Raw genomic sequence first — 23,395 nt, 5'->3', positions numbered from 1 at the left:
GCCCCCGCCGGGTCAGCCGGCCGCGGCCAGCCGGTCCCGGGCGGCTGCCAGCAGCCGGACGACCGAGGCGTCGGCCACCCCCGCCACCTCGTCATAGCCGAACCAGCGCAGGTCCAGGGACTCGTCGCTGATCGCCGCGTCCGCGCCCGGCGGGGCGACGGCGGCGTACTGGACGTCCAGGTGCCAGTGGCACGGAGCGGGGATGCGATGCCGGTCGAGGCGGACCGGCCCGCCCGGAAGCAGCTCCAGGCCCGGGATGCCCGACTCCTCGGTCGCCTCGCGCAGCGCGGCCCGGGCCACCGAGATGTCCTCGGCCTCGCAGTGGCCGCCCATCTGGAGCCACATGTTCAGCTTGCGGTGGAGGGTGAGCAGGACCTGCCCGCGGGACGGGTCGAGCACCAGCGCGCTGGCGGTGAGATGCCCGGCGACGCACGGCTTGTACACACCGTCGGGGTGGGCCGCCAGGTGGTCCAGGTACTGCCGGCACAGCTCCGGCTGGGCCTCGTACCCCTTGAGGACGAGGACCGCGTCGTCGTGGAGGGTCACCGGGGACCCTCGCCGCCTTCCCGGTCCTCGCCGTCGCCGTCACGGTCCTCGGCGGCGCCCTTGTCCCGCTCCCGGGAGTCGCCCTGCTCACCGGACTGGTCCTTGGAGAGGGACGGGCCGCCCGCGGCCTCGCCGAGCAGTTTGTCCAGCTCGGAGAAGTCCGCGTGCTCACGGTGGACGAAGCCGTCCGGGTCGTCCAGGTCCTGCGCGGTCGGCAGCATGTCCGGGTGCTCCCAGAGGGCGTCCCGCCCGTCGGAGCCCCGGGCGTCCGCCAGCGAGGCCCACAGCCGGGAGGCGTCCCGCAGGCGGCGGGGGCGCAGCTCCAGGCCGATCAGCGTGGCGAAGGTCTGCTCCGCCGGACCGCCGGAGGCGCGGCGGCGGCGCAGCGTCTCGCGCAGCGCGTCGGCCGAGGCCAGGCGCGGCTTGGCGGCCTCGTGGACCACGGCGTCGACCCAGCCCTCGACCAGCGCCAGGGCCGTCTCCAGACGGGCCAGCGCGGCCTTCTGCTGCGGGGTGTCCTCCGGCTGGAACATGCCCTGCTGAAGGGCTTCCTGGAGCTGCTCCGGGTTGGACGGGTCGAGCTGGCTGACCGCGTCCTCCAGCTTGGCGGTGTCCACGTCGATGCCGCGGGCGTACCCCTCGACGGCGCCGAAGAGGTGCGAGCGCAGCCACGGCACGTGGGCGAAGAGCCGCTGGTGGGCGGCCTCCCGCAGAGCCAGGTAGAGGCGGACCTCCTCCAGCGGGATGCCGAGGTCCTTGCCGAGGGCCTCGATGTTCAGCGGCAGCAGGGCCGCCTTGCCGGCCGGGCCGAGCGGCAGCCCCACGTCCGTGGAACCGACGACCTCACCGGCGAGGGTGCCGACGGCCTGGCCCATCTGCGTGCCGAACATGGCGCCGCCCATGGAGCGCATCATGCCGAGCAGCGGGCCCGCCATGGCCTTCATCTCCTCGGGCAGCACGTCGCCCATGGCGGCGCCGACCCGCTCCGCGACCGGGTCGACCAGCTCCTGCCAGACCGGCAGCGTCGCCTCGACCCACTCCGCGCGGCTCCACGCCACCGAGGTGCCGGCCCCGGAGGGCAGCGCGGTCACGCCGTCGAGCCAGTGGTCGGCCAGGCGCACCGCCTCGTCGACGGCGTGCCGCTCGGCCGCGCCGACGCTCGCGTCCTTGCTGCCGTCGGCGGTGCCCTGGGCCACCGTCTGGCGGGCGATCTGCTTGGCCATGTCCCAGTTCACCGGGCCGCCCTCGTACGAGAGCATCTGGCCGAGCTGCTGGAAGGCGGCGCCCAGGTCCGCCGGGTTCAGCGAACCGAACATCGCGGCGAACGGGTTGTCGCCGGCGCCCGGGCCGATGCCCGGCATACCGGGCATGCCGAATCCGAGCGGGTTGGTCGGGCCCTGGCCGGCGCCACCGCCCTGGGGGTCCTTCTTCTTGCCCTCGTCGCCGTCGTCCGGCTCCTCCGGCGGAAGGCCGAATCCGAATGGGGTGTCACTCACGGGAATCCTCGGCTGGTAGGGCCACCGGTGCGCGTCCGGCGGCGGCTTGCCCGACATCACTTCCCAGCGTAGACACCGGGAGCCCGTCGGGGCGCGGTGCTCCGCCGGGGCGCGGGCTGCGGCAGGATGGACGCCACCTGGTACGTACGTGTCTTTCGGGTACGTACTGAAGACAACCGCTGGAGACACCTGGTGAGTTCCCCAGATCCGCAGGTTCGCGCAGCGCGAAACCCGGCCGACCTCTCGTCCGAACCGAGCGCGGCCGATGCGGACCGCACGCATGTGACCGAAACGTCCGGCCCCACCGACCCCCTCTCCGAGAGCCGGAACCCGCCCGAAGGGGCCTTCGGGAGCTCCGACACGCCCGAACCCGCTACGGAGCGGGCAGCCCGTCCCGTCCGCGGCCCCGTGGTCGCGGTCACCGGCGCCGCCGACGGCGTCGGCGCCCTGCTGACCGAGCGGCTCGCCGCCTCCGAGGAGATCAAGCGGGTCATCGCGATCGACGAGCGGCGCGGGGAGTGCGAAGGCGCCGAGTGGCAGATCCTCGACGTACGGGACCCGGCGCTCGCCGAGAAGCTGCGCGGCGTCGACGTCGTCGTCCACCTCGCCCTCGACCTCGACCTGGAGTCCGACCCGGCCGCCCGGACGGCCTTCAACGTCCGCGGCACCCAGACCGTGCTGACCGCCGCCCCGGCCGCCGGTGTGCACCGCGTGGTGCTCTGCACCTCGGCCATGGTCTACGGCGCGCTCCCCGACAACGACCTGCCGCTCTCGGAGGACGCCGAACTGCGCGCCACCGCCGAGGCGACCGGCGTCGGCGACCTCCTGGAGATCGAGCGGCTCGCCAGACGCGCCCCACGCACCCACCCCGGACTCAACGTCACCGTGGTGCGCCCCGCCGTGCTGGTCGGCGGCGGCACCGACACCGCGCTGACCAGGTACTTCGAGTCGCCCCGGCTGCTGGTCGTCGCCGACTCGCGGCCCGCCTGGCAGTTCTGCCACATCGAGGACCTGTGCGCAGCCCTGGAGTACGCGGTGCTGGAGCGGGTCGAGGGCGACCTCGCCGTCGGGTGCGACGGCTGGCTGGAGCAGGAGGAGGTCGAGGAGCTGAGCGGCATCCGCCGCATGGAGCTGCCCTCCGCCGTGGCGCTGGGCGCCGCCGCGCGCCTCCACCGGATCGGCCTCACCCCGTCCCCCGCCGGTGACCTGGCGTACACGATGTACCCCTGGGTGGTCAGCGGCAGCAGGCTGCACCACGCAGGATGGCGGCCGCGGTGGACCAACGAGGAGGTCCTCGGGGAACTGCTGGCGGAGGTCGCCGGACGCCACACCGTCGCCGGGCGGCGCCTGGGCCGCAAGGACGCCACCGCCGCGGGAGCCGCCGGAGCCACCGTCGCCCTGCTCGGCACGGCCGCCATCGTGCGCCGGGCCCGGAAGGCGCGGCGCCGGATCTGAGCGCGCCGGGGGCGACCGGCTTGGAGGACACTCCAGCACGGCACGCCCCCGGCCGGTGGGAACCACTGTTCCCCGTGGGGCGCCCGGTGGGGCACGATGGCGGTATGGCATCCACCCAGGCGTCCCCCCAGCCCGAGCACCCGGAGCGTGCGGACCACCCGGGGGAGCGGGCCGCCGCCGACCCGATCGCGTTGCTGGCCGTGCGCGACACCCCGCTCTCGCTGGACGAGGTGTTCAAGGCGGTCGGCGAGGACGCGGCGGGCGGCACCGCCCTCTTCGTCGGCACCGTGCGCAACCACGACGGCGGCGCCGAGGTGGCCCGGCTCGGCTACTCCGCCCACCCCACGGCCGAGGCGGAGCTGCGCCGCGTCGCCGAGCGGGTCGTCGCCGCCCACCCGGTGCGGGCGCTCGCCGCCGTCCACCGCACCGGCGACCTCAAGGTCGGCGAGATCGCGGTGATCGCCGCCGTCTCCTGCCCGCACCGCGCCGAGGCGTTCGCCGCCTGCCGGATGCTCATCGACGACCTCAAGCACGAGGTGCCGCTCTGGAAGCACCAGACCTTCGGCGACGGCACCGAGGAGTGGGTCGGCGCCTGCTGAGTCGCGGGCGGGTCCTGCGGGACGCCCGGCTGACCCGTTCGCCGCAACGCGCGGTGAGCGGGTCGCTGCCGTGTCCACGCGGCCGGCGGTGGGCCCGCCATCCCTGGGCAGAATCGTTCCGGTTGCGGAACTTTGTCCGGAGGCCGAGCGTTGGGCGTGCAGACCTTTCATCTGCTGATCGGCCAGTTCGACACGGCTCCGTGGAGGTACGCATGGCGGCGCTCGCCTGGCTGCTCATTCCGTTCATGGCCGCGATAGGCGCGGCCCTCTGGGGGAGCTGGGCGGCCCGCAACCCGGGCAGGAACGACGGACCCGAGCTGGCGGGCTACGCGCGGTTCCGCGCCGCCATGGAGAAGGCGCACGGCGAGACGGCCGAGGCGGACTCCGGCCTGCCCGCCGAAGCGACGGCGGCGGACGCCCCGAAGCAGGAGCCGCAGCCCTCGGACGGACCGGCCCCGGCGGTGCGCTGACAGCCTGGTCCCGTACTGTCGTGCCATGCCACGCCGTACCGCGACGATGCTGACGTCCACCTTGCTGCTGATCGCGCTGCTCTGCGCGGGAGTGCTCATCAAGGTGCCGTACGCGGAGATGACGCCCGGGCCGACCGTCAACACCCTCGGCGACCACGACGGGGAGCCCGTCCTCGACATCAAGGGCCACAAGACCTATCCGACCGACGGCCACCTCAACATGACCACGGTCCGGGTCACCAGCCCCGACTACCGGATGAACCTCTTCCAGGCCGTCGCCGGCTGGCTCGCCCACGACAACGTGGTGGTGCCGCACGAGACGCTCTACCCCGACGGCAAGACCGAGGAGCAGTCCACGCAGGAGAACGCCGAGGAGTTCTCCCAGTCGCAGGAGAGCGCCAAGGTCGCCGCCCTGCGCGAGCTGGACATCCCGGTCTCCACCCGGGTCGTCGTCGCCACCGTCGTCAAGGGCAACCCGGCCGAGGGCAAGCTGCACGCCGGGGACGTCATCAAGAGCGTGGACGGCTCCCCGGTCCGCAAGCCCGGCGACGTCGCGAAACTGGTGACCAAGCACGAGCCGGGCGAGCCGGTCGTCTTCACCATCGTCCCCGCCGCCGACGCGGCCGCCGCCGAGAAGGCCGGCGAGGAGCCCGCCTCCACCGAGCGGGTCACCGTCACCACCGCACGCGCCGGCAAGAGCGGCGCCGAGGCCGAGCGGGCCATCGTCGGCATCCAGGCCGGCACCGACCACACCTTCCCGTTCACCGTCGACATCAAGCTGGCCGACGTCGGCGGCCCGAGCGCGGGGCTGATGTTCGCCCTCGGCATCGTCGACAAGCTCAGCCCCGACGACCTGACCGGCGGCAAGTTCATCGCCGGCACCGGCACCATCGACGAGGAGGGGACGGTCGGCCCCATCGGCGGTATCAGCATGAAGACCGTCGGGGCCCGCGCCAAAGGCGCGCGGTTCTTCCTCACCCCGGCCGACAACTGCGCCACCGCCGCCCGGGACATCCCCGACGGCCTCACCCTCGTCAAGGTCGACACCATCGACGACGCGCTCGACTCCCTGAAGAAGATCCGCGAGGACCGCACCGGCGCGCTGCCCGCCTGCACGACGGGCTGACGCGTCGCGGACCGCGAGAAACCGTCGCGCCCACCCCGGGGGCCCGCCCGCGCACCGGCGCGGACGGGCCCCCGAGTACGTCCGGCGGGCTACTCCTCGAAGGTCGCCGCCAGCGCCTCGGCCAGTCCCGGGACCAGGTCCGCGCCGGTCAGCACCTCGGTCGAGGCGTCCTTCTCCCGCAGCCGCAGCGCGGAGTCGCGGGTGCCGTCGCGGAGCACGCCGACCGTCATCCGGACCTCCTGGCGGTCCGGGTGGGCGGCGACCCACTTCGCCAGCGCGGCGTCGCCGAGCCCGTCGGGGACCTGGGCCTCGGCCGACGGCGGCAGCATCAGCCGCTCCACGGCGATGGCGCAGCCGGCCACCGCGTCCGGCCAGGCGATGGTGGCGAGGAACTCGTCCAGCGGCTTCCCGGCCGGGATCTCCTCCTGTTCGACCGGGGTCAGAGGAGCGGCGTCGGGCACGTCCTCGCCGATACCGAGGCGGTCGGCGAGACCGGGCTCCTCGGAACGCAGGCGTCCGGTGTCGACCAGGGCGAAGAGCAGGGCGGGACGGTCCCAGCCGAGACCGGCGACGTACTCGTCGATCTCCAGCACGGCGCGGGTGAGGGGAGAGCCGGCCATCGGAGGGCCGGAGGGGGAGAGATTGGACATGCGCAACATCCTGCCTCCTGGACCCCCGGAATCGGGAACTGAGTAAAGCTTCCGTAAGTTGCATCAGTGGGCCCTAGGATCGCGGGGCCCGAACCGATCGACAAAAGCGATCGACAACGCGACAAAACGACGTGAAACAACCACCCGCGAATTTCTGAGGTGCGCACCTTGGCTTTCCAGATGCCGGACCGCGGCGGAGGCCCCACGGGGCCGCGGATCAGAGTCGGCCGACCGTCCCGGCGCTCCAGGACCCTGCTCATGACGTTGGGCGTGCTGGCCGTACTGGCCATGCTCTTCGTCATGTTCGCCGGATTCTGGACGGACTGGCTCTGGTACCGGGCGGTCGACTTCTCCTCCGTCTTCACCACCACGCTGTGGACCAAGATCGGCCTGTTCTTCGTCTTCGGACTCCTGATGGCGCTCGCGGTGGGGGTGAACGTCTGGCTGGCACACCGGCTGCGCCCACCGCTCAGCGCCATGTCGCTGGAGCAGCAGAGCCTCGACCGCTACCGGATGAGCATCGCGCCGTACAAGAAGTGGATGCTCGTCGGCGTCACCGCCGTGATCGGACTCATCTCCGGCGCCTCGGCGGCCGGGCAGTGGCGGACCTGGCTGCTGTGGATCAACGGCGTCTCCTTCGGTGAGAAGGACCCGCAGTTCGGCAAGGACGTCTCGTTCTACGCCTTCGACCTGCCGTGGTACCGCTTCCTGCTGGGCTTCGGCTTCGCCGCGGTGGTGCTCTCGCTGATCGCCGCCGCCCTGGTCCACTACCTCTACGGCGGACTGCGCGTCACCAGCCCCGGTGCCCGCGCCACCGGTGCGGCCACCGGCCACCTCTCGGTGCTGCTCGGCCTCTTCGTCGCCCTCAAGGCGGTCGCCTACTGGCTGGACCGGTACGGCCTCGCGGTGAAGTCCAGTGACTTCAAGGCCGCGGGCAACTGGACCGGCCTCAGGTACGTCGACGCCAACGCCTACCTCCCGGCGAAGACGATCCTCTTCTGCATCGCCGTGATCTGCGCCCTGCTGTTCTTCGCGACGCTGTGGCGCCGCACCTGGCAGTTGCCGGTGATCGGCTTCGGCCTCATGGTCCTCTCCGCCATCCTCATCGGCGGTCTCTACCCGGCCATCGTCCAGAAGTTCCAGGTCGACCCGAACGAGCAGGCCAAGGAAGCCCCCTACGTCGAGCAGAACCTCAAGGCCACCAAGAAGGCCTACGGGATCGACGACGCGCAGGTCACCGAGTACTCGGGCAAGGCCGAGACGGAGGACCGCACCGAGCTGCGCGGCGAGGTCGCCAAGGCGGCCAGCATCCGCCTCCTCGACCCGAACATCGTCTCGCCCACCTTCCAGCAGCTTCAGCAGATGAAGGGCTACTACGCCTTCCCGCAGAACCTGGACGTGGACCGCTACAAGGACGCCGACGGCAACACCAAGGACACCGTCATCGGCCTGCGGGAGCTGAATCTCAACGGCATCCCGAAGAACAACTGGATCAACGACCACTTCCGCTACACCCACGGGTTCGGCGTGGTCGCCGCCGAGGGCACCACGGCCGACGGCGAGGGCCGCCCGGTCTTCACCGAATCGGACCTGCCCTCCAAGGGCGACCTGGTGAAGAACAAGTACGAGCAGCGGATCTACTACGGCGAGCGCACCGAGCAGTACTCGATCGTCGGCGGTCCCCAGAAGGAGATCGACTACTCCGACGACGACGGTGAGAAGACGACGAGCTTCTCCGGCAAGGGCGGGGTCGACCTCTCCAACCCGGTGAACCGCGCCGCCTACGCCGTCGCCTTCGGCGAGCCGCAGATCCTCTACTCGGGAGCGATCGGTGAGGGCTCGCAGGTCCTGTACAACCGCACCCCGAAGGACCGCGTCGAGGCGGTCGCCCCCTGGCTGACCATCGACGGCGACGCCTACCCGGCCGTGGTCGACGGCAAGATCCAGTGGATCGTCGACGCGTACACGACGAGCAACGGCTACCCGTACTCCTCGCGCACCACCCTCGGCGACACCACGGCGGACTCGCTGACCGCGGAGAACCAGCAGCGGGCGGTGGTGGCCCAGGAGAACCAGGTCAACTACATCCGCAACTCCGTCAAGGCCACCGTCGACGCCTACGACGGCACGGTGAAGCTCTACGAGTGGGACACCAAGGACCCGGTCCTCAAGACCTGGATGAAGTCCTTCCCCGGCACGGTCGAGCCGCGGAGCGACATCTCCGAGGAGCTGATGGACCACCTGCGGTACCCGCAGGACCTCTTCAAGGTCCAGCGTGAGCTGCTCACCCGCTACCACGTGGACAACGCCAACACCTTCCTCTCCGGCAGCCAGGTCTGGCAGGTTCCGGACGACCCGACCAACAAGTCGGGCGAATCGGTCCCCGCCTACTACCTCAGCATGCGGATGCCGGACCAGGAGCAGCAGGCGTTCTCGCTGACCACGACGTTCACGCCCAACAACCGCGACAACCTGAGCGCCTTCATGGCGGTCAACGCGGAGGCGGACGCGGACGACTACGGGAAGATCAGAGTCCTGAAACTCCCGGCCAGCACCACGGTCAGCGGCCCCAAGCAGGTGCAGAGCCAGTTCAACTCCGAACAGGACATCGCCGAGTCCATCCGCCTGCTGCGCGGCGGCGACTCCGAGGTCGAGTACGGAAACCTGCTGACGGTGCCCCTCGACGGCGGTCTGCTCTACGTCGAGCCGGTCTACGTCCGAGGCGGCGGCCTCAAGTACCCGCTGCTCCGCAAGGTCCTGGTCACCTACGGTGGCGCCACCGCCTTCGAGGACACCCTCGGCGAGGCGCTGGACAAGATCTTCGGAGCCGAGGGCGAGCAGCCGCCGGGCGAGCAGCCCGAGAAGCCGACCGAGCCGCCGACCGGCGGCAACGCGGTGGAGGAGGCCCTGAAGGACGCCCAGAAGGCGTTCGACGACGGGCAGGCCGCGCTGAAGGAAGGCGACTGGGAGGCGTACGGCAAGGCCCAGGCCGAGCTGGAGAAGGCGCTCGAAGCCATGGAGAAGGCCGACGCCGAGGCGGGTGCCGGCAAGAACGCCGACAAGGACCCCGGCGGCTCCGCCGGTTCCGAGGACGCGGCCAAGGACGAGAAGGACGAGAAGGACGGCGGCAAGAAGCCGGCGGAACAGGCGGCCGACCGGAGCTGACCGGGCCCACCCCGCGCCGTGGTACGGTTGTCGCACAACGGCGCGGGGTGGAGCAGCTCGGTAGCTCGCTGGGCTCATAACCCAGAGGTCGCAGGTTCAAATCCTGTCCCCGCTACTACAGGGCGAAGGCCCGGATTCCTCATCGGAATCCGGGCCTTCGTCATGTCCGGGGTCCCTCGAAGGTGTGCAAACCGTGCCACCGTGGCACGGCTGCGGAGGCTTCTCCCCCAACTCTCCACAGCCATGACACGCCACCGGCTCCCGGTGTGCCCTGCGTCACTGTACGAAAGGTGTGAAGGCGCCCGACGTCAAAGGGCGTTGGCAGGGTAGGCGGACGGTGACGCCGCGGGGTCGAGATGTGTTTGACTTGTCTCCCTGTGGGCATGTCGACAAAACGCCGAAGTGACCTTCGGGCGGCGGGATTCCCGATGTACGAAGGTTGCGGATGGTGCAACGATGGACGTTATGGGGGACAAGGCGACTCTGTTGAACATGGCCCGGTTTGTGGAGCCGGCCGACCGGGAGGACACCGACACCGGTACGGCCGAGGACGAGGTGCGCCGACTCGGCGTGACGGGCGCGGGTGATACCGCCTCGATGAGCGTGATCGGCGCCGAACTGCTGCGCCGGGGCGATCTCGACGGCGCCGAACCGCTGCTGCGCGCCGCCACCGCCGAGGGTGACCGCGCCGCCGCCAACAACCTCGGCGTCCTCCTCCACCAGCGGGGCTACGCCGAAGAGGCCGCCGGGTGGTGGAAGGTGGCCGCCGTCGCCGGGTCGCCCGCCGCCGCCCACGCCCTCGGCCGCCACCACCGCGAGCGTGGCGACGAGCCCGCCGCCGAGTACTGGCTGCGCCAGTCCGCCGAGCAGGGCCACGCCCTCGGCGCCTACGCCCTCGCCGACCTGCTGGAGCACCGCCGCGAGGAGGGCGCCGAGCGGTGGATGCGGGCCGCCGCCGAGCGGGGCCACCGCGAGGCCGCGCATCGGCTCGCCCGCATCCTCGACGAACGCGGCGCCACCAGCGAGGACGCCGCGCACGAGGCCGAACAGTGGTACCGCCAGGCCGCAGCCCGCGGGCATCGGCGCGCCGCGCTCCGGCTCGGCACCATCCTGGAGGGCCGCGGCAAGCTGAAGGAGGCCGGCCGCTGGTACCTCACCTCCGCCAAGGAGGGCGAGCCGGAGGCGGCCTGCGCGCTCGGCTTCCTGCTGCGGGACGCCGGGGACGAGGAGAACGCCGCCCTGTGGTGGCTCAAGGCCGCCAAGGAGGGGGACGGCAACGCCGCCAACGCCCTCGGCGCGCTCCACGCCGAGCGGGGCGAGACCCAGACCGCCGAGCGCTGGTACCGCGCGGCCCTGGACGCCGGTGACGTCAACGGCGCCTACAACCTCGGCCTGCTCTGCGCCGCGCAGAACCGCACCGCCCAGGCCGACCAGTGGTACCGCCGGGCCGCCTACGCGGGCCACCGCGAGGCCGCCAACGCCCTCGCCGTCCTCCTCCTCCAGGAGAACGACGCGGACGGCGCCGAGCCCTGGTTCTCCAAGGCCGCCGAACTCGGCAGCGTCGATGCCGCGTTCAACCTCGGCATCCTGCACGCCGGGCGCGGCGACCAGCGCGGCGCCCAGCGGTGGTACGAGAGGGCCGCCGCGGCCGGGCACACCGAGGCGGCCTTCCAGGCCGGGATCGCCCTGCTCCGCGACGGCGACGAGCGCGGTGCCGAGCGCCACCTGCGGTGCGCGGCGGGCGGCGGCAGCGCCGACGGCGCCTACTACCTCGCCTCCCTCCTCGACGCCCGTGCCCCGCACGGGGAGCAGCCCGCCCTCGGGATGCCCGCCCTGGAGCGGACCGAGAGCGAGGAGTGGTACGAGCGTGCCGCGCACCTGGGGCACCGGCGCGCGCAGGTCCGTATCGGGATGATCGCCGCTGCGCGCGGTGACGTGGTCGAGGCCGCGCGGTGGTACCGCACGGCGGCCGAGGCCGGCAGCCGGAACGGCGCCTTCAACCTCGGGCTGCTGCTGGCCCGCGAAGGGAGCGAGCCCGAGGCCGCCGTCTGGTGGACGCAGGCCGCCGACGCCGGGCACGGGCGGGCCGCGCTCCGGCTGGCGCTGCTGCACGCCCGTCGCGGGGAGCTGGCCGAGTCCGACCGGTGGTGTGGGCGGGCCGTGGAGCTGGGGCCCGAGGAGGTGGCCGCCCGTGCGGGGCGGCTGCGGGATCAGCTTCAGCAGGAGCTCACGGCCTGACGGCCGGGGGGCCGGGCCGGGCCGCGGCCCGGCCCGGGTGGCGTGCGTCGGCCGGGGGCACGGTCACTGATTGGCCTCAGGCGCCGGCCGGGCCGGTTGTGGCGGGGTGCTCGCCGCTCGCGGGCACGGGTCGCCGGTGGCCTCGGGCGTCGGCCGGGCTTGAGGGGTGGCCGCAAGCGCGTGCCGCGTGGGGGGACGGCCGGGGCCGGAGGGGCGACGGGCCGGAGAGTGGCCGCAGGGGGCGGTTTGCGCTGGTGGGTGGGGGCGCGTAAGGTGGATCGAGTCGACGCGGGGTGGAGCAGCTCGGTAGCTCGCTGGGCTCATAACCCAGAGGTCGCAGGTTCAAATCCTGTCCCCGCTACTGAAGGGCGAAGGCCCGGATTCTCTTCTGGAGAATCCGGGCCTTCGTCGTGTTCGGGGTTGGCGGGGTCGTCCGGTGGACAGGGAGAGATCACGGGACGGCGGGATCCCGGCGGCCTGGGGGCGCGTCCGGGGCCCGGAAGGGGGGAGCGGGTGGGCTCAGGCGGCGGCGCAGTGGGGGCAGACGCCCCGGTAGGTGACCTCGACCTCGGAGACGGTGAAGCCGAAGCGCTCCTGGTCGGGCAGGTCCGCCAGCGGGTTTCCCGTGGGGTGCACGTCCCGGATGGCGCCGCACCGGGCGCAGACCAGGTGGTGGTGGGGGCGGTGCGCGTTCGGGTCGTACCGCTTGGCGCGGCCGTCCGTGGCCACCTCGATGACCTCGCCGAGTGTCACCATCTCGCCGAGCGTGTTGTAGACCGTCGCGCGGGAGATCTCCGGCAGCTTCGCGGCGGCTTTCGCGTGCACCTCGTCAGCGGTCAGGTGCACGTGGTCCCCGTCGAGGACCTCGGCCACGACGCGCCGCTGGGCGGTCATCCGCCAGCCGCGTCCGCGAAGTCGTTCCAGCAGGTCACTCATGGAGTCAGCCTAACAGGGAGGGGAGCTAGTCCCGAACTGGTGTGATCTTGGATGATCACTTGACTTAGACATTGTCCATTGTAGGATCGGTTACGGCATTCGCCAAGGGACAGGTTTGTGCAGGATTCATCGCAGGAGGCGCACGTGACGCAGGGACCGCTCACGACCGAGGCCGGGGCTCCGGTCGCCGACAACCAGAACAGCGAGACGGCGGGCGTCGGAGGTCCGGTGCTGGTCCAGGACCAGCTGCTGCTGGAGAAGCTCGCCCACTTCAACCGCGAGCGCATCCCGGAGCGCGTGGTGCACGCCCGCGGCGCCGGCGCCTACGGCACCTTCACGGTGACCGCGGACGTCACGCAGTGGACGCGTGCCAAGTTCCTCTCCGAGGTCGGCAAGCAGACCGAGACCTTCCTGCGCTTCTCCACGGTGGCGGGCAACCTTGGCGCGGCCGACGCCGTTCGCGACCCGCGCGGCTTCTCGCTGAAGTTCTACACCGAGGACGGCAACTACGACCTCGTCGGGAACAACACCCCGGTGTTCTTCGTCAAGGACGCCATCAAGTTCCCGGACTTCATCCACACCCAGAAGCGCGACCCGTACACCGGCTCCCAGGAGGCGGACAACGTCTGGGACTTCTGGGGACTCAGCCCCGAATCCACCCACCAGGTGACCTGGCTCTTCGGCGACCGCGGCATCCCCGCCTCGTACCGCCACATGAACGGCTACGGCTCGCACACCTACCAGTGGAACAACGAGGCCGGCGAGGTCTTCTGGGTCAAGTACCACTTCAAGACCGACCAGGGCATCAAGAACCTCACCACCTCCGAGGCGGCCGAGACCTCCGGGCTCGACCCCGACAGCCACCAGCGGGACCTGCGCGAGGCCATCGAGCGCGGTGACTACCCGTCCTGGACCGTGCAGGTGCAGATCATGCCGGCGGCCGACGCGGCCACCTACCGCTTCAACCCGTTCGACCTCACCAAGGTGTGGCCGCACGAGGACTACCCGCCGATCGAGATCGGCAAGCTGGAGCTCAACCGCAACCCGGAGAACATCTTCGCCGAGGTCGAGCAGTCCATCTTCAGCCCCGCACACTTCGTGCCGGGCATCGGGCCCTCGCCCGACAAGATGCTCCAGGGCCGCCTCTTCGCCTACGGCGACGCGCACCGCTACCGCGTCGGCATCAACGCCGACCACCTGCCGGTCAACCGTCCGCACGCCACCGAGGCGCGCACCAACTCCCGTGACGGCTTCCTCTACGACGGCCGCCACAAGGGTGCGAAGAACTACGAGCCCAACAGCTTCGGCGGCCCCGCCGAGACCGGCCGGGCGCTCTGGCAGCCCCTGCCCGTCACCGGTGAGACCGGTGACACCGAGGCGCCCAGCCACGCCGAGGACAACGACTTCGTGCAGGCCGGGAACCTCTACCGGCTGATGTCGGAGGACGAGAAGACCCGCCTGATCGAGAACCTCTCGCAGAACATCGCCGGTGTCTCGCGCGACGACATCGCCGAGCGGGCCATCAACAACTTCCGCCAGGCGGACGAGGACTTCGGCAAGCGGCTGGAGGCCGCGGTCCAGGCCCTGCGCGGCTGACGGACGCTTGTCGCGGGCGGCGGGCCGGAACCCCTCGGGGTTCCGGCCCGCCGTGCTGTGCGCGGGTGCTCAGTAACGCTGGTTCAGGTACCCCAGCAGCTCGTCGTGGAGCAGGCCGTTGGAGGCCGCGGCGTTCTCGCCCGAAGGGCCGGGGGCTCCCTCCAGCGAGGTGAAGGTGCCGCCCGCCTCCTCCACGATGACCGCGTTGGCCGCCATGTCCCACAGCGACAGCTCCGGCTCCGCGCAGATGTCGACACTGCCCTCGGCGACCATCATGTACGGCCAGAAGTCGCCGTAGCCCCTGGTGCGCCAGCAGGTGCGCGTCAGGTCGAGGAAGCCGTCCAGCCGCCCCCGCTCCTCCCAGCCGGAGAGCGAGGAGTAGGCGAACGAGGCGTTCTCCACCCGGTCCACCGCCGAGACCTTCAGGCGGCTCGCGGAGGTGAGGCTCCGCCCGGTGTAGGCGCCCGCGCCCTTCGCCGCCCACCAGCGCCGGCCCAGCGCGGGGGCCGACACCAGGCCGACCACCGGCCGGAAACCGCCGCCCTGGGGGTCGGCCTCCATGAGCGAGATCAGCGTCGCCCAGACCGGCACCCCGCGCACGTAGTTCTTGGTGCCGTCGATCGGGTCGATCACCCAGCGGCGGGAGCCGGTGCCCTCCACCCCGTACTCCTCGCCGAGGATCGCGTCGCGCGGCCTGGCCCGGGCGAGGTGACCGCGGATCAGCTCCTCCGCCGCCTTGTCGGCCTCCGTGACCGGGGTGAGGTCCGGCTTCGTCTCGACCTTCAGGTCGAGGGCCTTGAACCGCTCCATCGTGGTCGCGTCGGCGGCGTCCGCAAGCACATGGGCGAGACGCAGATCATCGTGATAGTCGGCCATGGACGAAACAGTATCGATCTCGCGCCGCGCCGGGCCATCCGGTCACCGGCGGGCGCGGCGCCCCCACACACGCGCACACCTCCTTGACACTTCCCGACCCCACCCCGTGCTCTCCCGCACGGGATGGGGTCGGGAAGCGCTCGTACCGGCCCCCGTGCGGCCCTGCCGAGCCCCGCCCGGACCGCACGGTGGGGAAGCGGGACGCCACGGCCGCCGCCGGCGTCACCCGGCAGACGCCCACAACCAGGTCGGCGGCAAGGAGAGGCCGGCGCGCGCCCTGGTGCGGCGGGCCGCCGACGGCCACCTCAGCGGGACCGGACGCACCCTCGCCCGACCCGCGACCCGGTGCGATCCACCGCCGACCGGAACGAGGCCGCCGCTCCGCTGACCGGCTGCCGGGGCGACCCGCTGCCCGCCTCCGCCCCCCGCGCCCGGCCCCGGCGCGCTCCGCCGCCACCGCCCCGCGCGGACCGCCCCGGGAGTGCGAGTGCGGCCGCGCTGTCCCGGACGGCGGCACCGGCGCGGTCGGGGGACGCGGTCCCACCGGCGGGGCGGCGGGGGAGTGTCACTGGGCCGACCCGGAGAGCTGGAGGCCGATGACGCCGCAGATGACCAGGGTGATCGAGATGATCTTGAGCGTCGAGACGACGTCACCGAGGAAGACCATGCCGTAGATCGCGGTGCCGGCCGCGCCGATGCCGGTCCACACCGCGTACGCCGGGCCCACGTCCAGACGCTTCAGGGCGAGCGTCAGCAGACCGAAGCTGCCGAGGGCGAACGCGGCGAAGGCGATCGTCGGCCACAGCCGGGTGAAGCCGTGGGAGAGCTTGAGGCAGACGGCGAACCCCGTCTCCAGCAGCCCCGCGACGATGACCAGCAGCCATGCCATGAATGTGCCTTTCCCCTCGGGGCGGTACGGCGCGGGCGCGTCCGGCGCACATGGGCACGCCCCGGCCCGGCCCGGTCCGACGAAACGATCCCGCGCGCACCGTCCGGTCCACGACGAGCGGCACGGCGCGGCGGGACCCGTGGGCCGTCCGGAGAACGGGCCGCCAGGGAACCCCGCCGCGCGCTTTGTACCGCTTCGGGCGATTATGCCCGCGTGGTGCGGTGCGGTCCGCGACCCGGCGCGGCCCGTCGCGCCGCCGTCGTACCCGAGGTCAGTCGCCCTCGCGCCGCTCCCGCGTCGCCAGCAGCCGCCGCAGCGAGTTGAGGCGGGCCGGGTCCGCGCGGCCGTCGGCCACCCACTGGTCGAGCGCGCACTCCGGCTCGTCGTGGCTGCACCCGCGCGGGCACTCCTCCGTCCCCGGCTCCAGGTCGGGGAAGGCGTGGATGACCCGCGAGGGGTCGACGTGGTGCAGCCCGAACGACCGCACGCCCGGTGTGTCGATCACCCAGCTACCGGGGGCCGCGTCCGCCAGCGGCAGCGCCAGCGCAGACACCGTGGTGTGCCGGCCCCGGCCGGTCACCGCGTTGACGTGGCCGGTGATCCGCCGCTGCTCCTCGGGGACCAGCGCGTTCACCAGCGTCGTCTTGCCGACGCCCGAATGGCCCACGAACGCCGTCACATGGCCGTCCAGCAGCTCCCGGACCCGCTCCACGGCCGAGCCGTCCTCCAACTCCTCGCGGCTGGTCACCACGTACGGGACGCCCAGCGCCCGGTAGGTGTCCAGCAGGGAGTCGGGGTCGGCCAGGTCCGACTTGGTCAGCACCAGCACCGGCTCCAGACCGCCGTCGTACGCGGCGACCAGGCAGCGGTCGATCATCCGGGGCCTCGGCTCCGGGTCGGCCAGCGCCGTGACGACGGCGAGCCGGTCGGCGTTGGCGACGACGACGCGCTCGTAGGGGTCGTCGTCGTCGGCCGTGCGGCGCAGCACCGAGGCGCGCTCCTCGATCCGCACGATGCGCGCCAGGGTGTCCTTCTCTCCGGAGAGATCCCCGACCACCGCCACCCGGTCGCCCACCACCGCCGCCTTGCGGCCCAGCTCGCGGGCCTTCATCGCGGTCACCGTACGGCCCTCGACCAGGCAGGTGATCCGGCCCCGGTCCACGGTGAGGACCGTGCCCTCGGCGGCGTCCTCGTGCTTGGGGCGGGTGTGGGTGCGGGGGCGGCTGCCCCGGCGGCTGGGGCGGACGCGGATGTCGTCCTCGTCGGGGTTCTTTCCGTAACGGCGCATCGTCAGCTCCCGGCCGTCACTGGCCGGACCCGTCGAGCATGGCGGTCCACAGGTCGGGGAAGTCGGGCAGGGTCTTCGCGGTGGTGGCGACGTTCTCGATCTCGACGTCCTTCACCGCCAGTCCCAGGACCGCGCCGGCGGTCGCCATCCGGTGGTCGTCGTAGGTGCGGAAGACACCGCCGTGCAGCGGACGGGGACGGATGCGCAGGCCGTCGGCGGTCTCCGTGACGTCGCCTCCCAGCTCGTTGATCTCCTTGGTGAGCGCCGCAAGCCGGTCCGTCTCGTGCAGCCGCAGGTGCGCCACGCCGCGCAGGACGGACTCGCCGTCGGCCAGCGCAGCGACGGCCGCGATCCCCGGGGTCAGCTCGCCGACCTCACCGAGGTCCACGTCGATGCCGTGGACGCGGCCCGAGCCGGTGAAGACCAGGCCGGCCTCGGTGAGTTCGCAGGAACCACCCATCGTGGTGAAGATCTCCCGCAGGCGGTCACCCGGCTGCGTGGTGCGGGCCGGCCAGTCCGGGATCACCACGCGGCCACCGGTGACCAGCGCCGCCGCCAGGAACGGCTGGGCGTTCGACAGGTCCGGCTCGACGGTGAGGTCCCGGCCGAGCAGCGCGCCCGGGGTGACCCGCCAGACGTTCGGCTCGCCGCCCGACTCGGGCTCGTCGACCTGGGCGCCGACCCGGCGCAGCATGTCGACGGTCATCCGGATGTGCGGCATCGAGGGCAGCCTGGGGCCGATATGACGGACCTCCACGCCCTGGTTGAAACGGGGCGCCGACAGCAGCAGGGCGCTGACGAACTGGGAGGACGAGGAGGCGTCGATCTCGACCGTGCCGCCGTCCAGTGAGCCCGTGCCGTGCACCGTCAGCGGCAGGCTGCCCCGGTCGTCGTCGTCGATCCGGGCGCCGAGCGCGCGCAGCGCGTCGATCACGCCGTGCAGCGGACGCTCGTAGGAGCGCGGGTCGCCGTCGAAGCGGATGTCGCCGTCGGCGAGGGTGGCGAGCGGCGGCAGGAAGCGCATCACCGTGCCCGCGTTGCCCACGTCGACGGTGGCCGGGCCGCGCAGGCCCGACGGGATGATCCGCCACGCCTCGCCGCCCCCGCCGCGCGGCACGGCGCTGCCCGGTGCGGCCGAGTCCGACGAGACGGTCTCCTCGATGCCCACGCCGAGGGTGCGCAGCGCGTCCGCCATCAGCACGGTGTCGCGCGAGCGCAGCGGGCGGCGCAGCCACCCCGGCTCGGCCGCGAGCGCCGCCAGGACCAGGGCTCGGTTGGTGACCGACTTGGACCCCGGTACCTGGACCGTCGCCTCGACGGCTCCGGTCGCGTACGGGGCAGGCCAGAGGGGAGTGGAAACCGGGTTCAGGGTCATGACCGCCACTTTAGTGCGCCGAGGTCGCCGGACCGGCGCACGGGAGCGCCGCCACCCCTCACGGAGACGGGCGGCGGCGGCCCGGAACGGTCACGACCGGCCCAGCAGCCGGCCGCCGCCGCCGATCAGGGAGCAGAGCGCGACCGCGTGGAAGAAGAAGAGCCAGACCGCCGCCGGGGCGTGGGTCAGGCGGGCGAGCTGGTCGGCGTCGGAGTCCGGCGCACCGCCGCGCCGCCGCTTCGACTGGAGCTCGAACACCGGCCGCACCCCGCCCAGCAGCAGGAACCAGACCGCCGCGTAGGCGAAGACCGCCTGCACCTGGGAATCGGCGAGCCAGGAGACCGCGACGAAGAGGCCGCCGGTGATCAGCACGGTCAGCACCCCGTAGGCGTTGCGGACCATCACCAGCAGGGCGAGCAGCAGCGCCGTCGCCGCCCACAGCAGCGCCGTGATGTGCCCGGCGGCCAGCAGCCACGCGCCGCCCAGCCCGAGGAGCGAGGGGGCGGTGTACCCGGCGAGGGTGGTGAGGATCATGCCCGGCCCGGTCGGCCGGCCCCGGCTCACGGTCAGCCCGGAGGTGTCCGAGTGGAGGCGTATCCCCTCCAGCTTGCGGCCGGTGACCAGAGCGACCAGGCCGTGGCCGCCCTCGTGGGCGATGGTGACGGCGTTCCGCGCCGGGCGCCAGGCCGGGCCCCACAGGACCACGGCGAGGGCCGCCACGCCGGTCGCCACGACCAGCCAGAACTCGGGGGCGGTCTGCGTCCCGGTGACGCGGTCCCACAGATCGGCGGCGGGTGCGGTGGTGGTGCTCTGCATACTCGGGCGGCTCCTCGCAGCGGTGGGGCGCGCGTCCGCCGGGCCCCACGTGGTGGCGGCCGGACGGCCGGGCCTGGCAGTCTGGCACGTATGTGCGGACGGTACGCGGCCACCCGGAGCCCTGAGGACCTCAGTGAGATCTTCGGCGTCGAGAAGGCCGAGCTGAGCGAGGCGGCGGCGGACGGCCAGGAGACGGGGGAGGCCCCCTCGCCCTCCGAGACCCTCGTCCCCGACTGGAACGTGGCGCCCACCAAGGAGGTTCCCGCGATCCTCGACCGGCCGGTCAAGGGGAGCGACGACCCGCGCCCCGTACGGCAGTTGCGGACCCTGACCTGGGGTCTCGTCCCCTCCTGGGCCAAGTCGCCCGACGGCGGCGCCCGGATGATCAACGCGCGGGCCGAGACCGTCCACGAGAAGCCCGCCTACCGCCGGGCGTTCGCCGCACGCCGCTGCATCCTGCCCGCCGACGGCTATTACGAGTGGGTGACCGCCCCCGAGGAGCGGAAGCTGGAGGAGGAGGGGAAGCGGAAGCGGCCCCGCAAGCAGCCCTACTTCGTCACCCCCGCCGACGGGTCGGTCTTCGCGATGGCCGGGCTGTACGAGTTCTGGCGCGACCCCTCCCTGCCCGGGGACCACCCGCGCGCCTGGTGGGTGACGTGTTCGGTGATCACCACCGAGGCGGAGACGGCACCGCTCGCCGTGGGGCCCGAGGAGGGACCGCGGGCGCTGGCCGACATCCACCCCCGGATGCCGTTGATGCTGCCGCCGGACCGGTGGGACGCCTGGCTCGACCCGTCGCGGACGGACGTGGCGGAGCTGCGGGAGCTGCTGGCGGCGCCGCCGGAAGGGCTGATGCGGGCCTATCCCGTGGCCACCGCGGTGAGCAACGTGCGCAACAACGGGCCCGGGCTCGTCACCGAGCTGGAGGGACCCGAGGTGGGCACCCTCTTCTAGGGCCTGCCCGGCGGATCCTCGTGGCACAGCCCGCGGCGTCCGGTGCGTGCTCTCGCCATGCGCCCGGATCTCCCCTCGTACCGGACGTACTCGGGTGATTCGCGCGTGCGGCCAGAGTGCGTGCCAGGCGTCGCGGGCATCGCGGGCCCACGAGGATCCGCCGGACAGGTCCTGGTGGGCGTCCCACCCCCCGCACGGCGCGCACGGCGCCCGGCACATACTCCCGACGCCCCGGCCGGAGGCCCAGGCAGCTTCGCCACGAGGGCCTTCGGCCGGCACACCGAGACCACGCAGCGACCACCGCGGAGACCGCACCGGAGGTGAAGCCCCCCGAGGCCCGCTTCCGCCGGGCCGGCCGGCGGCGGGGTCCGTAGCCTGGAGGGAACGGGGCGCCCTCGCAGAGGTCAGGAGGCGTGAGGTGGTGCCGAATCCTCCGGTTCAGCCCGGTGGCGATGACGGTGACGGCGAGGGAGCGGCCCGGGGCGGCCGGGAGTCTGTGCGCCGGGCCTTGACGGAGCGGCTGGCGCGGGCGCGGAAGCAGGCGGGCGCCGCCGAGGAGGCCGCGCTGCGCCTGGGGGACGACTGCGAACTCGACGTCGGGGACGCGGGCTCCCGGCGCACCGCCGTCGAGGAGGAGCGGCGTCGGGCCGACGAGGCGCGGAGCGCGGTCCAGCGGGCGGAGGCGGCCCTGCGCCGTCTCGACGAGGGCGCCTTCGGGCGCTGCGTGTCCTGCGGCGCGGCCGTCGGCCCGGAGCGGCTGGCGGCCCTGCCGCACACCGAGCTGTGCGCGCCGTGCAGCGGCGCGGGTGGCCGGGGGCTGCCGCGCGGGGCCGCTCAGCAGGACCCCACCGGTGCCCGCTCGCGCCGTGGCCGTTCCGGGCGCACGGTGGAAGGAGAGGCGCGGCGGGCGCCGGAGCCAGGAGGGACCTCCATGAGTGACACCACTCCCGGTCAGGCCGAGGGCGAGCGCGACGAGGAGGAGCCGGGCCGGGAGGCGCGCGAGCAGCCCGCGCGGACGACCCCCTCCCAGGCGGAGGGGGACAGGGACGACGAGGCGGAGGACGGCTGAGGCCGGGGCACACCCGCCGCCGAGGTGCGAGGAAGCGAGGCGAAGCGTATGACCGGCCACCCGCAGGACCGCGGACCGGCGCGGATCACCTTCATCGGGAATGCGACGCTGCTCATCGAGTACGGGCCCCTGACGCTCCTCACCGACCCGAACTTCCTGCACCGGGGGGAGCGGGCCTACCTGGGCAACGGGCTCTCCTCCGCCAGGCTGCTCGATCCCGCCCTGGAGCTGAGCGAGCTGCCCGGCCTGGACGCGGTGGTCCTCTCCCACCTGCACGGCGACCACTGGGACCGGCGGGCACGTCGGGGACTGGCGAAGGACCTGCCGATCCTCACCACGCCGCACGCCTCGCGGCGCCTGCAAGGACTGCACGGCTTCTCCCGGGCGGTCGGTCTGCCCACCTGGCAGTCCGAGACGCTGGTCCGCGAAGGCCGCCAGGTGCGGGTGACGGCCCTGCCCGGCCGCCACGGCCCGGCCCTGGCGCACCGGCTGCTGCCACCGGTCATGGGCAGCCTCTGGGAGTTCGGGGCGGCCGGAGCGGAGCCGGAGGTACGCCTCTACGTCACCGGGGACACCGTCATGTTCCCCGGTGTGCACGAGATCGCCCGGCGCTGCCCCGACGTCCAGCTCGCCGTGCTCCACCTCGGCGGAACGACGCTGCCCGGCGGCCTGCTGGTCACGATGGACGCGCGCCAGGGCGTGGAGATGATGCGCGCCCTGGAACTGCCCGAGGTCCTGCCCGTGCACTACGAGGAGTACGGCGTGATGCGCTCGCCGCTGGCCGACTTCCTGGCCGCCACCGAGCGCGAGGGTCTCGGCGACCGGGTCGTGCGATGCCGCCGCGGGGAACGGGTGGCGGTCGGCCCGAACGGCGCCGTGGCCATCGGCGGGCCGCTCCGGGGCGAGCGGTGACGGGACCGGGAGCGGTCTGAGCGGAGGCCGCCGGCACCGGGCCCTCCTCCCCGGTGTCCCGCCCGGTGCCGTCCGCTGCGAGCCGGCCTCGCCCGGCCGGTGCAGGATGGCCGGATGAACGCACCGACGCCTGAGACCGACGTCACCTCCGCCCCACTGCCCTCGGGCGAGGCGGTCACCGTCCCCACGCCCGGCGGGGACGCCCGCGTCACCTGGTTCCGGGCCCGGCGTCCACGGGCCGTGCTGGCGCTCGGGCACGGGGCCGGCGGCGGCATCGAGGCCCGGGACCTGGTGGCGCTGGCCCGTGCGCTGCCCGGGCACGGGGTGAGTGTGGCGCTGGTGGAGCAGCCGTGGCGGGTCGCCGGGCGGAAGGTGGCGCCCGCGCCGAAGACCCTCGACGTGGCCTGGCGGGCGGTGTGGCCAAAGCTGGCGGCGCAGGGGCTGCCGGTCGTCGCCGGCGGGCGGAGCGCGGGGGCGCGAGTGGCCTGCCGTACGGGCGCCGGTCTGGGGGCGTGCGGCGTACTGGCGCTCAGCTTTCCGCTGCACCCGCCGGGGCGCCCGGAGCGCAGCCGCGCCGAGGAGCTGCTCGGGACCGGCCTGCCGACCCTCGTGGTGCAGGGCGGGCGGGATCCGTTCGGCCGGCCCGAGGAGTTCCCGGCGGGGAGCCACGACCTGGCCGAGGTGCCCCACGGCGACCACGGTTTCGCCGTACCGAGGAAGGCGCCGGTCACCGGGGAGGAGACGCTCGCCGTGATCACCGAGGCGGTGGGGGAGTGGCTGGAGCGGCTGCCCCTGGCCTGAGGCGGGGCCGGCCGGCGCCGGGAATGCCGAGCGGGCGACGGCTGTTGTGCGGGACGAAGGTCCTGCGACAGCGTTGATCACGAGAGGAAGTCCGCCGCATGGGTTCGACCGTCTGCCCGAGCCGCGAGCGCGCCACCG

20 protein-coding genes and 2 tRNA genes are annotated in these 23,395 nt (G+C 73.1%); 13 read left to right on the top strand and 9 right to left on the bottom strand.

Going from position 1 to position 23,395, the window contains the following annotated elements:
- Positions 1-12: 12 nt before the first annotated feature.
- Entirely contained in the window at positions 13-546 is a 534-nt protein-coding gene (locus Sdia_RS26525; RefSeq protein ID WP_100454639.1) for an NUDIX hydrolase, read from the bottom strand.
- Complete coding sequence (locus Sdia_RS26520; RefSeq protein WP_189400048.1) at positions 543-2,042, bottom strand: zinc-dependent metalloprotease; 1,500 nt, start codon at positions 2,040-2,042, stop codon at positions 543-545. Before Sdia_RS26520 ends, Sdia_RS26525 begins: the two co-directional genes overlap by 4 nt.
- Positions 2,043-2,234: 192 nt before the next feature.
- Between Sdia_RS26520 and Sdia_RS26515 the strand changes: the two genes are divergently transcribed.
- The 4 genes from Sdia_RS26515 (at position 2,235) to Sdia_RS26500 (ending at position 5,692) form a co-directional block, all read left to right on the top strand.
- Positions 2,235-3,497 (top strand): SDR family oxidoreductase, encoded by a 1,263-nt coding sequence (locus tag Sdia_RS26515; RefSeq protein WP_370464550.1) that lies wholly within the window; start codon positions 2,235-2,237, stop codon positions 3,495-3,497.
- Positions 3,498-3,601: 104 nt separating this feature from the next.
- The gene (locus tag Sdia_RS26510) at positions 3,602-4,096 is read left to right on the top strand and encodes a molybdenum cofactor biosynthesis protein MoaE (protein WP_185393403.1); all 495 of its coding nucleotides are present in this window, start codon (positions 3,602-3,604) and stop codon (positions 4,094-4,096) included.
- Between the two features lie 212 nt (positions 4,097-4,308).
- Positions 4,309-4,566 carry a hypothetical protein gene (locus tag Sdia_RS26505; RefSeq protein WP_100454643.1) on the top strand — a complete coding sequence of 86 codons (258 nt, stop codon included), beginning with the start codon at positions 4,309-4,311 and terminating at the stop codon, positions 4,564-4,566.
- 25 nt (positions 4,567-4,591) lie between these two features.
- Positions 4,592-5,692, top strand: coding sequence for a YlbL family protein (locus Sdia_RS26500; protein WP_100454645.1), 1,101 nt, complete (start codon positions 4,592-4,594; stop codon positions 5,690-5,692).
- Positions 5,693-5,781: 89 nt separating this feature from the next.
- Here the strand turns inward: Sdia_RS26500 and Sdia_RS26495 are convergent, their stop codons facing one another.
- On the bottom strand, positions 5,782-6,342 hold the full coding sequence (locus Sdia_RS26495; protein ID WP_100454647.1) for a PPA1309 family protein: 561 nt from the start codon (positions 6,340-6,342) through the stop codon (positions 5,782-5,784).
- 180 nt (positions 6,343-6,522) lie between these two features.
- Between Sdia_RS26495 and Sdia_RS26490 the strand changes: the two genes are divergently transcribed.
- The 4 genes from Sdia_RS26490 (at position 6,523) to Sdia_RS26475 (ending at position 12,106) form a co-directional block, all read left to right on the top strand.
- Complete coding sequence (locus tag Sdia_RS26490; protein ID WP_100454649.1) at positions 6,523-9,507, top strand: UPF0182 family membrane protein; 2,985 nt, start codon at positions 6,523-6,525, stop codon at positions 9,505-9,507.
- 41 nt (positions 9,508-9,548) lie between these two features.
- Positions 9,549-9,622: transfer RNA gene (locus tag Sdia_RS26485), tRNA-Met, on the top strand.
- A gap of 341 nt (positions 9,623-9,963) precedes the next feature.
- On the top strand, positions 9,964-11,745 hold the full coding sequence (locus Sdia_RS26480) for a tetratricopeptide repeat protein (protein ID WP_189499796.1): 1,782 nt from the start codon (positions 9,964-9,966) through the stop codon (positions 11,743-11,745).
- A gap of 287 nt (positions 11,746-12,032) precedes the next feature.
- Positions 12,033-12,106 (top strand) — tRNA-Met (locus Sdia_RS26475).
- 158 nt (positions 12,107-12,264) lie between these two features.
- On the opposite strand, the gene Sdia_RS26470 is transcribed toward Sdia_RS26475, so the two are convergent.
- Entirely contained in the window at positions 12,265-12,681 is a 417-nt protein-coding gene (locus tag Sdia_RS26470) for a Fur family transcriptional regulator (RefSeq protein WP_100454651.1), read from the bottom strand.
- 144 nt (positions 12,682-12,825) lie between these two features.
- On the opposite strand from Sdia_RS26470, the gene Sdia_RS26465 reads away from it, so the two are divergent.
- Positions 12,826-14,277 carry a catalase gene (locus Sdia_RS26465; protein ID WP_100454654.1) on the top strand — a complete coding sequence of 484 codons (1,452 nt, stop codon included), beginning with the start codon at positions 12,826-12,828 and terminating at the stop codon, positions 14,275-14,277.
- 69 nt (positions 14,278-14,346) lie between these two features.
- On the opposite strand, the gene hisN is transcribed toward Sdia_RS26465, so the two are convergent.
- From hisN to Sdia_RS26440, 5 genes are all read right to left on the bottom strand, one after another.
- The gene (gene hisN, locus Sdia_RS26460) at positions 14,347-15,153 is read right to left on the bottom strand and encodes a histidinol-phosphatase (RefSeq protein ID WP_100454657.1); all 807 of its coding nucleotides are present in this window, start codon (positions 15,151-15,153) and stop codon (positions 14,347-14,349) included.
- A gap of 565 nt (positions 15,154-15,718) precedes the next feature.
- A complete protein-coding gene (locus tag Sdia_RS26455; RefSeq protein ID WP_100454659.1) occupies positions 15,719-16,042 on the bottom strand; it encodes a DMT family transporter in 324 nt (107 codons plus the stop codon).
- A gap of 271 nt (positions 16,043-16,313) precedes the next feature.
- Complete coding sequence (gene rsgA / locus Sdia_RS26450; protein WP_100454661.1) at positions 16,314-17,330, bottom strand: ribosome small subunit-dependent GTPase A; 1,017 nt, start codon at positions 17,328-17,330, stop codon at positions 16,314-16,316.
- 16 nt (positions 17,331-17,346) lie between these two features.
- Complete coding sequence (gene aroA / locus Sdia_RS26445) at positions 17,347-18,705, bottom strand: 3-phosphoshikimate 1-carboxyvinyltransferase (protein WP_100454663.1); 1,359 nt, start codon at positions 18,703-18,705, stop codon at positions 17,347-17,349.
- 90 nt (positions 18,706-18,795) lie between these two features.
- Positions 18,796-19,521, bottom strand: coding sequence for a M50 family metallopeptidase (locus tag Sdia_RS26440; RefSeq protein WP_189499795.1), 726 nt, complete (start codon positions 19,519-19,521; stop codon positions 18,796-18,798).
- A 90-nt stretch (positions 19,522-19,611) separates the two neighbouring features.
- Between Sdia_RS26440 and Sdia_RS26435 the strand changes: the two genes are divergently transcribed.
- The 4 genes from Sdia_RS26435 (at position 19,612) to Sdia_RS26420 (ending at position 23,257) form a co-directional block, all read left to right on the top strand.
- A complete protein-coding gene (locus Sdia_RS26435) occupies positions 19,612-20,475 on the top strand; it encodes an SOS response-associated peptidase (protein ID WP_100454669.1) in 864 nt (287 codons plus the stop codon).
- A gap of 508 nt (positions 20,476-20,983) precedes the next feature.
- Positions 20,984-21,544 (top strand): TraR/DksA family transcriptional regulator, encoded by a 561-nt coding sequence (locus Sdia_RS29815; protein WP_229830097.1) that lies wholly within the window; start codon positions 20,984-20,986, stop codon positions 21,542-21,544.
- Between the two features lie 48 nt (positions 21,545-21,592).
- Positions 21,593-22,456 carry an MBL fold metallo-hydrolase gene (locus tag Sdia_RS26425; RefSeq protein ID WP_100454674.1) on the top strand — a complete coding sequence of 288 codons (864 nt, stop codon included), beginning with the start codon at positions 21,593-21,595 and terminating at the stop codon, positions 22,454-22,456.
- A 114-nt stretch (positions 22,457-22,570) separates the two neighbouring features.
- Positions 22,571-23,257 carry an alpha/beta hydrolase family protein gene (locus Sdia_RS26420; protein ID WP_371874298.1) on the top strand — a complete coding sequence of 229 codons (687 nt, stop codon included), beginning with the start codon at positions 22,571-22,573 and terminating at the stop codon, positions 23,255-23,257.
- Positions 23,258-23,395 lie beyond the last annotated feature (138 nt).

Source organism: Streptomyces diastaticus subsp. diastaticus (assembly GCF_011170125.1).
Lineage (GTDB): Bacteria > Actinomycetota > Actinomycetes > Streptomycetales > Streptomycetaceae > Streptomyces > Streptomyces diastaticus.
Note: the sequence above shows the minus strand (reverse complement) of the source record. Positions and strands in the feature narration are given on the sequence as shown.

What these genes read in the sequence shown, in the direction of transcription:
- Sdia_RS26510 (WP_185393403.1), top strand. Translation starts at nt 3,602, where the DNA reads ATGGCATCCACCCAGGCGTCCCCCCAGCCCGAGCACCCGGAGCGTGCG.
- Sdia_RS26505 (WP_100454643.1), top strand. Translation starts at nt 4,309, where the DNA reads ATGGCGGCGCTCGCCTGGCTGCTCATTCCGTTCATGGCCGCGATAGGC.
- Sdia_RS26500 (WP_100454645.1), top strand. Translation starts at nt 4,592, where the DNA reads ATGCCACGCCGTACCGCGACGATGCTGACGTCCACCTTGCTGCTGATC.
- Sdia_RS26495 (WP_100454647.1), bottom strand. Translation starts at nt 6,342, where the DNA reads ATGTCCAATCTCTCCCCCTCCGGCCCTCCGATGGCCGGCTCTCCCCTC.
- Sdia_RS26490 (WP_100454649.1), top strand. Translation starts at nt 6,523, where the DNA reads ATGCCGGACCGCGGCGGAGGCCCCACGGGGCCGCGGATCAGAGTCGGC.
- Sdia_RS26480 (WP_189499796.1), top strand. Translation starts at nt 9,964, where the DNA reads ATGGACGTTATGGGGGACAAGGCGACTCTGTTGAACATGGCCCGGTTT.
- Sdia_RS26470 (WP_100454651.1), bottom strand. Translation starts at nt 12,681, where the DNA reads ATGAGTGACCTGCTGGAACGACTTCGCGGACGCGGCTGGCGGATGACC.
- hisN (WP_100454657.1), bottom strand. Translation starts at nt 15,153, where the DNA reads ATGGCCGACTATCACGATGATCTGCGTCTCGCCCATGTGCTTGCGGAC.
- Sdia_RS26455 (WP_100454659.1), bottom strand. Translation starts at nt 16,042, where the DNA reads ATGGCATGGCTGCTGGTCATCGTCGCGGGGCTGCTGGAGACGGGGTTC.
- rsgA (WP_100454661.1), bottom strand. Translation starts at nt 17,330, where the DNA reads ATGCGCCGTTACGGAAAGAACCCCGACGAGGACGACATCCGCGTCCGC.
- aroA (WP_100454663.1), bottom strand. Translation starts at nt 18,705, where the DNA reads ATGACCCTGAACCCGGTTTCCACTCCCCTCTGGCCTGCCCCGTACGCG.
- Sdia_RS26440 (WP_189499795.1), bottom strand. Translation starts at nt 19,521, where the DNA reads ATGCAGAGCACCACCACCGCACCCGCCGCCGATCTGTGGGACCGCGTC.
- Sdia_RS26435 (WP_100454669.1), top strand. Translation starts at nt 19,612, where the DNA reads ATGTGCGGACGGTACGCGGCCACCCGGAGCCCTGAGGACCTCAGTGAG.
- Sdia_RS26425 (WP_100454674.1), top strand. Translation starts at nt 21,593, where the DNA reads ATGACCGGCCACCCGCAGGACCGCGGACCGGCGCGGATCACCTTCATC.
- Sdia_RS26420 (WP_371874298.1), top strand. Translation starts at nt 22,571, where the DNA reads ATGAACGCACCGACGCCTGAGACCGACGTCACCTCCGCCCCACTGCCC.